We start from the raw sequence: 7,828 nt of genomic DNA, 5'->3' as shown, positions 1-7,828 counted from the left end.
AACCCGTGTCGCCGCCGTGAAAGGGCGGTGTCCTAGGCCTCTAGACGACGGGGACCTCTATGTTTTCGCAGGCGCGTGACACGCTTGCTCACCTGAACGCTGCTTCCACCAGACAACCCTCAACGCGTGAGGGGGTGGCGTCCCCGACGGGATTCGAACCCGTGTCGCCGCCGTGAAAGGGCGGTGTCCTAGGCCTCTAGACGACGGGGACGTCGTTCGCGGTGACGCGCTTTCTAATGATCGCGCCCGAAACGCGCAAGCGTTTTTTTCGCCCCCCGCCCCTTTCTTTCAGGCGGAGCGCGCGGGCGCGGCGTCGTCGATCAAAAGCTGCACGCCTTCCGCGCCGTTCCAGCGGTCGATGCGCAGGATGCCCGCCAGATGGAAGGGCGTTCCCTTCCCGGTCAGCAGGGCTTGGCCCAGATCGCTGTCCAGCGCGCGGAAAGCGATGGCCTTCAGCCGCCCGCCGTCATTGCCTTGCAGGATGCAGCGGACGTGATTGGCCCCCACCACGTCGGCGCGGACCACCCGCGCGTCGGTGATGGCGAAGCGCGGTTCGGCGTTGCCGGTGCCGTAGGGGCCAAGCGTGTTCAGCCTGTTGACCAGGGCGGTCGTCGCCGCCCCCACCGACAGCGCGCCGTCCAGTTCCAACGTCGGCACCAGCGGCATCGCCGCCATCTGTTCGGCCACCCGCGCGGCCAGGAAGGCGCGCAGCGCGTCCAGCTTGTCTCCCGCCACGGTGAAGCCCGCCGCCATGCGGTGGCCGCCGCCGCCGATCAGCAAGCCGTCCTGCCGGGCGGCGATCACCGCCGCGCCCAGATCGACCCCGCGCACCGACCGGCCCGAGGCCTTGCCGATCACCGTGCCGTCGGGCTGCTCCTCCAGCGCCACGACGCAGGCCGGGCGGCTGTAGCGCTCCTTCAGGCGGGCGGCGACGATGCCGATGACGCCGGGGTGCCAGCCCTCGCCCGCGACGAAGACCAGATCGGTCTCCCGCCCGGCCTCGGCGGCCACCCGCTCCAGCGCGTCCTCCAGCACCGCCGCTTCGACGGCGCGGCGTTCGGCGTTGTGCAGCTCCAGCTTTTGCGCCAACTCCATGGCTTCGATGGGATCGTCGGTGGACAGCAGGCGCGCGCCCAGATCGGACGCGCCGACCCGCCCGCCCGCGTTGACGCGCGGCCCCAACACGAAACCGGCGTGGTAGGCGTCGGGAGTCTCCTTCACCCCCGCCACGTCGGCCAGCGCCGCCAGCCCCGGATTGCCGCGCCGGGCCATCACCTTCAGCCCCTGGGCGACCAGCGCGCGGTTCAGGCCGGTCAGCGGCACCACGTCGCACACGGTGCCCAGCGCGACCAGATCCAGCCAGTCCATCAGGTTGGGTTCGGGGCGGTCCTGATAATGGCCGCCCTGCCGCAGCAGCCGGTTCACCGCCACCACGGTGATGAAGGTGACGCCCGCCGCGCACAGGGTGCGATAGGCGCCGTCCTCGTCCAGCCGGTTGGGGTTGACCAGCGCCACCGCCGGGGGCAGGCGCGGTTCCGCCGCGTGATGGTCCAGCACCACCACGTCCAACCCGACGTCGGCCGCCGCCTCCAGCGCGGCGAAGGCGGAGACGCCGCAATCGACCGTCACCACCAGCCCCACCCCCTCGGCCTTCAACCGCAGCAGGGCCGGGGCGTTGGGGCCGTAGCCCTCCTTCACCCGATCCGGGACATAGACGCGCAATTCCGCCCCGACCGCGTGGAAAAAGCGGCGCAGCACGGCGGCGGAGGTCGCGCCGTCCACGTCGTAATCGCCGAACACCGCCACGCTTTCACCGTCGCGGATGGCGCGCGCGATCCGTTCCGCCGCCGCGTCCATGTCGCGGAAGCGCGACGGCTCCGGCAGCAGGGTTTTCAAACGGGGATTGAGGAAGCTGTCGCACGCCTCCTCGGTCACGCCACGGGCGGCCAGCACGCGGCCAATGATTTCCGGCAGGCCGCGCGCCTGCGACAGCGCCAGCGCCTGCCGCTCCTCACAGGGGCGCGCCTGCCATCGCTTGCCCGACAGGGATTGCGCAACGTTCAGGAAAGCGGCGGCGGCGTCGGTCATGATCGGCAACGGCGTTGTGATGGGGCGGGAGGGGCCAAGCCATAGCAGAGAAACGCCGCCCGCGCACGGCGAGACCCAGACGCGTCAATGGGCGCCGCCCCTGTCAGGACCAGCGCCGCTCCCAGGCGCGCCGCCCGGCGAACGTCCAAACCCCGGATCGCGACCGAAGCCAGGGGGGCCATGCCCGCCCCCGCCCCGTCCGGGCGGCCCAACGCCGGGCGGCCCGACCCCAGGCGGTCCAACCCCGGACGGCCCACTCCTAGGCGGCCCGACTCCAGGCGATCCCCGATCGCGCGCGCCTCCGCCGAAACCGCCAAACGGTCCCGCATCCCCGCCCGGCGGCGTCCCATCCGGGGCCTCCTGGTTTCCAAAGCCCGCCCCCGCTCTGGCGGCGCCGCTCACCCCTGGACCGACGCCCGGATCCCCGGCGCCCGGCGGACCCGCGTCGCGGCCCCGCCCCAGACCGGCGGCGCGCGCCGACGGATCGCCATCCGGCGCCTGCCGACCACCAAGACCCGGCGCGCCAAAGGCGCGGGCCTCTCCACCGCCGCCGCCGCCCCGATTGAGCACACTGTCGATGACGATGCGGCTGCTGGGCGCGAACGGCCCCACGCTGGCCGAATCCGCCAACAGCCCATCGGCCACCGCGCCGGACGCGTCGGTGTAGGTTTCCACCGACAACGCGCCAACCGTCGCGCCAAAGGGGTTGATCGGATCGGCGGTCACGCTCAACGCCTGTCCCAAAAGCCGACCGGCGATTCGCACGTTGCGGCCATCCGAGGCCAACACCGCCTCGACGTCCGCCCCGGTCAGCTTCGCCCGGCTCACGGCGAGGCCGGACACCCGGATCGTCTCGGGCGTCACCATCTCCAGACGGCCACGCAACAGCCAGCCGCGCGCCAACGGCCACGGGTCGATTCGCCCAGCGACCACCACCCCGTCGGGGCGGCGCAGGCCGGACACCGCGACCCAAGCCCCCGGCGCCGCCACGTCGCGGCCCAAGGCGGCGTCCATCTCGACCCTTTGCCCAAGGATGGTGGCGACGCCGCCCGCAACCCGCTCGACCGGCCCGGCGACGGCGTAGCGCACGTCGAGAACGCGCGCCGACAGGCCGGTCGGTCCGGCCGCCGCCGCCGTCACCGCGATGACCTGCCCGATGCGGACGTCATCCACGCTGGCGGTCTGCCCCTCGATCCGCACCAGGGCGCTGGTCGGCAATTCGACGCGCAGCCCGTTGACCCAAACGCTGCCGAAGGCCGTCACCGTGCCGACGATGCCGGTGCCGCCGATGCCACGGTCGGCGATCCCGATTCCGGTGCCGCCGATGCCACGGTCGGCCTGCCCCGGCGCGAACGCCCCACCGGCGCAGGCCGCGATCAGCAGGACCAGCGACAAAACCAGGGGCGACAAAACCAGGGGCGCGAAGGCGCCGGAACGGCGGCGGCTCACGCGCCGCCCCCCTCGCCGCCGGAGCTGTCCGGTTGTGGACGGCGTCGCCCATCCGGGGCGCTGTATGAATAGAGTCCGGCGGTGAAACGGTGGGTCGCCCCGTCCTGCCCCTCGTCGCGGGCGGCCAGATCGGTGGCGAGACGGTTCAGATGAACCAGCATCGCCATGCCGGTCTCCTCCATCTCCCGCCGCAGAGCCGCCACCGATTCGGCGGTCAACCCGTCGTGAAACATCGCCCGCTCCAAAAAGGGCGGCGCGCCCCCCGCCAAATTGTGTCCAGCCGCCGCCAGATGGTCGGCCAGATTGCGCCCGTAATAATACGCCAATTTGTCGATGTCGCCACGGGGCACATGGGCGGCGACCACCAGATCAAGCAGCCCGTCGGCCCGTTCGCGCACCAGCCCCGCGTGCAGCAATTCGTCCAACAGGGCGCGGGGGCGGATGTCCTTGCTGATTCCCGTGACCAGAGACTCGAACGACGCCTCCCCCGCCGCGCGGCTGACGCGGGGCAGCGGGCGCGGCCCGCCGTCGGCGGCGCGGTAATCGTCATGCCCCAGCCACAGGCCCAGCGCCTGCGCGCCCAAGGACGGCGACGCCGCCGCGACCGCCTCCACCGACGGGGCGCCCGCCCGCAACTGGCTGACGTCCTTGCGGTGGACCCCGGTCAGCAGCGTGATCCGGCTGTCCGTCATCGCCCTGCCGGGCAACGCGAAATCGCGCTCCGCCACCTCGACGTACACCGCCTTGACCAGACCGGACAGCATCGGCCAGGGCATGCCGAAGCCAATCAGCACCCGCACCAACGGCGCCAAAACCCGACGCACCGCCGCCACCACCGCCGAGGGCGGGGCGGCGTGCGGGGCCGCTCCTGCGCCGGGCGGCGGACGATGATCGGGGGGCGACGTTGACAAGGGTCCAGCGCTCAAGCGTTGACGTCGCGTCCAGCGCGACCGTGGGAGATTTGCCCACAATAGCGCAGCCCAAGGGAAAGGGAATGGTGATTTCGCTTGATGTGGGAATTTTTCCCACTCATGATGGCGGCGGCTGGTGGGAAAAACACCCACACCCAATCCCGCCGCCCAGCCTTCCCCTTCCATCGCCCCCTTTCGACGACGAGCATCGCCCATGGCGCCGCATCATCCGACCGACCCCGCCACCGTGTGGCAGGCATTCCGCAAGCCGCTGACGACCGCCGCGCTGTTCGGCGTCGCCGCCAATCTCGTGGCGTTGGCGTCGCCACTTGGCGGGATTCTGGCTTATGACCGCCTGACGGCGAGCGACGGATCGGCCACAGCCTTCCTGGTCGCGTTGATCGCGCTGGCGCTGTTCGCCGCCCACACGCTGCTGATCGTCACCCGCGCGCGTCTGCTGGCGCGGGTTGGTCGGCGGGTCGGCGCGGCATTGACGGATCGCTTCGGCGATTCCGACTTGATCGAACGGCTGCCCGCGCGCGATCCAGCGACCGGCGCCCTGCAAAACCGTTATCGGGATTTGGCGTCGGTCCGTGGATTCCTGGCCGGACCGATGACCGGCCCCATGCTCGACCTGCCTTGGTTGCCGATCTACGCCCTGAGTCTGGCGGCGGCGCATCCGGGACTGGGGGCGATGGCGCTGGTCGGTCTGTCGGCGCTGCTCGCCCTTGGCGCGGCGGAGGCCATTTCCAGCGAGGACGCCGACGTGGACGACGCGGCGCCCGCCGCCCTGCCCGACTCCTCTCTTTGGAGCATGGCCGACGATTTCAGCGGTCTGGCGGCGGTTGGTCTGGAATTCTGCCGCGTCGTCTATCAGGCGCTGTTGCTGGGCGTCGCCCTTGTTCTGGTGCAGCGTGGCGAATTGTCGCCGGGGATTCTGCCGGGCGTGTTCATCATCGGCGGCGTCACTCTGCGCACCGCCCAACAAACCCTCGCCCTGCGGGCTGAAAGCCTGGTCGCCTGGGCGGCTTACCGGCGTCTGACCGGACGGGTCTTGAATCGGACGGACTTGGCGGATGGCCGCGTGATTTCCCTCAACCACACCATCGGTTGAGGCTGGAGCGGCTCCGCCCCGACCGGATCATCCCCCGCCCGGAGCGGGCTGCGCCATCCCCTGCGTCATCCCCTGCGTCATCCAGGGCGCGCCAAGCGAGGCGCGAAGCTGTTCGGTGCGCTCCACCGCCGCCTTGAAGCCAGCCAAGGCGAAACGGATCTCCGCCTTGGCCCCCGCCGCCGTCTGACCAACCGCCGCCACCTCTTGCGCGGTGAACAGTTTCTCAACCAGCTTGCGGTTGATCTCCGGGTCGGTCACGGCGCAGGTGTTGCTTTCAAACGGGAAGGGTTTGCAGGGGAATTCCGGGCGGAACACCGTCTTGTCGGTCCAGATCCGCACCGGCTTGTCGGCTTCCAGCACGCCAACCTCAAACCGGAAACGCAGCCCGTCCAACCAGCGTTCGGTGGAGCGCAGCCAAACCAAGCGGGCGTTCCGGTCGTTCACGCCGCGCGTCGCGATCTCGCACTCCGTCCGGCGGGTGGCGGGCCAGAGCTGGCAATAGAGCTTCCAGCCCTTGAACGTCTCGTCATACTCGACGAACGGACGCCCGTCCGACGGGGTGGGCAGGTCCACGGCGGCGGGCGGCGGGGCGCTGGGGGCTGCGGCCTGCGCCCACGCCGGGCGCGTTCCCACGGCCAACGCGCCGACCAGAACGCCCGCCAGCCCCGCCGCCATCATCCGCCGCCGCGCCGCACCCGTCATCGCCGCCAAGCCTCGCAATTGTCTCCGCAACAGGTTCACGCTACGGGAAATCGCCAAAACGGGCAATCACGCGCGGCGTCGAGCAGGGCATTCGCTTGAACCATCGAAGGTAGAATAAGCCCCTCTCCCCTCGCGGGAGAGGGGTTGGGGTGAGGGGAGAAAAGCGAATCTCCAACGGCTTTCAGCCGTCTGCACCCCTCATCCCAACCCTTCTCCCGCAAGGGGAGAAGGGCTTTCTCCGATGCGCAACCGTTCAAGCGATTGCCCTGCGGCGTCGCGGACGCCCCGTCACACCCCTCGCCGCGCGTCCTCAATCCCGCCGTTCGGCGCGGCGGCGCAGCAGATGGTCGGCCAGCACGCAGGCCATCATCGCCTCGCCGACCGGGACCGCGCGGATGCCGACGCAGGGGTCGTGACGGCCCTTGGTCAGGATGTCGGTTTCCTGGCCGTGAATGTCCACCGTCTGGCGCGGCGTCAGGATGGAGCTGGTCGGCTTGACGGCGAAGCGCACGACCACGTCCTGCCCGGTGGAGATGCCGCCCAGGATGCCGCCCGCGTTGTTGGATTGGAAAACCGGCTTGCCGTCATGGCCAATGCGCATTTCGTCGGCGTTGGTCTCGCCGGTCAGTTCCGCCGCCTCAAAGCCGTTGCCGATCTCCACGCCCTTGACGGCGTTGATGGTCATCATGGCGCGGGCCAGATCGCTGTCCAGCTTGTCATAGAGCGGGTCGCCCAGCCCCACCGGCACGCCGGACGCCACCACCTCCACCACCGCGCCGACCGACGAGCCGCTCTTGCGGATGCCGTCGAGATAGTCGGCCCAGTGAACCGCCGCCACCGGGTCGGGGCAGAAAAACGGGTTGTTGTCGATCTCCGCCCAATCCCAGCGGCTGCGGTCCACCTTGTGCGGGCCGATCTGCACCAGCGCGCCGCGCACGGCGATTCCGGCCCCCAGCACCTTGCGCGCCACCGCGCCCGCCGCCACCCGGCAGGCGGTTTCCCGCGCCGACGAGCGCCCGCCGCCGCGATAATCGCGGATGCCGTATTTTTCCCAATAGGTGAAGTCGGCGTGGCCGGGACGGAACTTCGCGGCGATCTCGCTGTAATCCTTGGACCGCTGGTCGGTGTTCTCGATCACCAGCGAAATCGGCGTGCCGGTGGTCTTGCCCTCGAACACGCCGGACTGGATTTTGACCAGATCGGGTTCCTGGCGCTGGGTGGTGTAGCGCGATTGGCCGGGGCGGCGCTTCTCCATCCAGGGCTGGATGTCGGCCTCGCTCAGGTCGAGGAGCGAGGGGCAGCCGTCCACGACGACGCCGATGGCCGGGCCGTGGCTCTCGCCCCAGGTGGTGAAGCGGAAAAGCGTGCCAAAGCTGTTGCCGGCCATGATGAAATCCTCCCCGAAGCGACCGCCGCGTTTTGCGGCCTTTCGCACCCGCCGTCAAGCCGACGATGCGCGCCGCAGCCATTCGGGGGGTGGATCAAAGGGAGTTTTTAAAAGAAGGGGGAATGGTGCTGCCAGAGAGGATTGAACTCTCGACCTCTCCCTTACCAAGGGAGTGCT

General features: G+C 70.2%; 6 protein-coding genes and 1 tRNA gene. 1 reads left to right on the top strand and 6 read right to left on the bottom strand.

All coding sequences use genetic code 11. The features are described 5' to 3' along the window. Positions 1-135 precede the first annotated feature (135 nt). From ACODS4_RS27915 to ACODS4_RS27900, 4 genes are all read right to left on the bottom strand, one after another. A tRNA-Glu gene (locus ACODS4_RS27915) sits at positions 136-211 on the bottom strand. Between the two features lie 77 nt (positions 212-288). After that, complete coding sequence (gene recJ / locus ACODS4_RS27910) at positions 289-2,088, bottom strand: single-stranded-DNA-specific exonuclease RecJ (protein ID WP_488869111.1); 1,800 nt, start codon at positions 2,086-2,088, stop codon at positions 289-291. Positions 2,089-2,172: 84 nt separating this feature from the next. Beyond that, the gene (locus tag ACODS4_RS27905; protein ID WP_488869109.1) at positions 2,173-3,537 is read right to left on the bottom strand and encodes a DUF5666 domain-containing protein; all 1,365 of its coding nucleotides are present in this window, start codon (positions 3,535-3,537) and stop codon (positions 2,173-2,175) included. Then, positions 3,534-4,448: a DUF6502 family protein gene (locus ACODS4_RS27900; protein ID WP_488869107.1), complete on the bottom strand. Its 915-nt coding sequence runs from the start codon at positions 4,446-4,448 to the stop codon at positions 3,534-3,536. The genes ACODS4_RS27905 and ACODS4_RS27900 overlap by 4 nt, the downstream gene beginning before the upstream one ends. Positions 4,449-4,662: 214 nt before the next feature. On the opposite strand from ACODS4_RS27900, the gene ACODS4_RS27895 reads away from it, so the two are divergent. After that, positions 4,663-5,562, top strand: coding sequence for a hypothetical protein (locus ACODS4_RS27895; RefSeq protein WP_488869105.1), 900 nt, complete (start codon positions 4,663-4,665; stop codon positions 5,560-5,562). Between the two features lie 27 nt (positions 5,563-5,589). Here ACODS4_RS27895 and ACODS4_RS27890 read toward each other — a convergent pair whose 3' ends face one another. Then, positions 5,590-6,264 (bottom strand): hypothetical protein, encoded by a 675-nt coding sequence (locus tag ACODS4_RS27890; protein ID WP_488869103.1) that lies wholly within the window; start codon positions 6,262-6,264, stop codon positions 5,590-5,592. Between the two features lie 310 nt (positions 6,265-6,574). After that, positions 6,575-7,651 (bottom strand): chorismate synthase, encoded by a 1,077-nt coding sequence (aroC, locus tag ACODS4_RS27885; protein ID WP_488869101.1) that lies wholly within the window; start codon positions 7,649-7,651, stop codon positions 6,575-6,577. Positions 7,652-7,828: the final 177 nt, after the last annotated feature.

The sequence above is a fragment of the Azospirillum sp. FG154 genome, from assembly GCF_057809575.1.
Note: the sequence above shows the minus strand (reverse complement) of the source record. Positions and strands in the feature narration are given on the sequence as shown.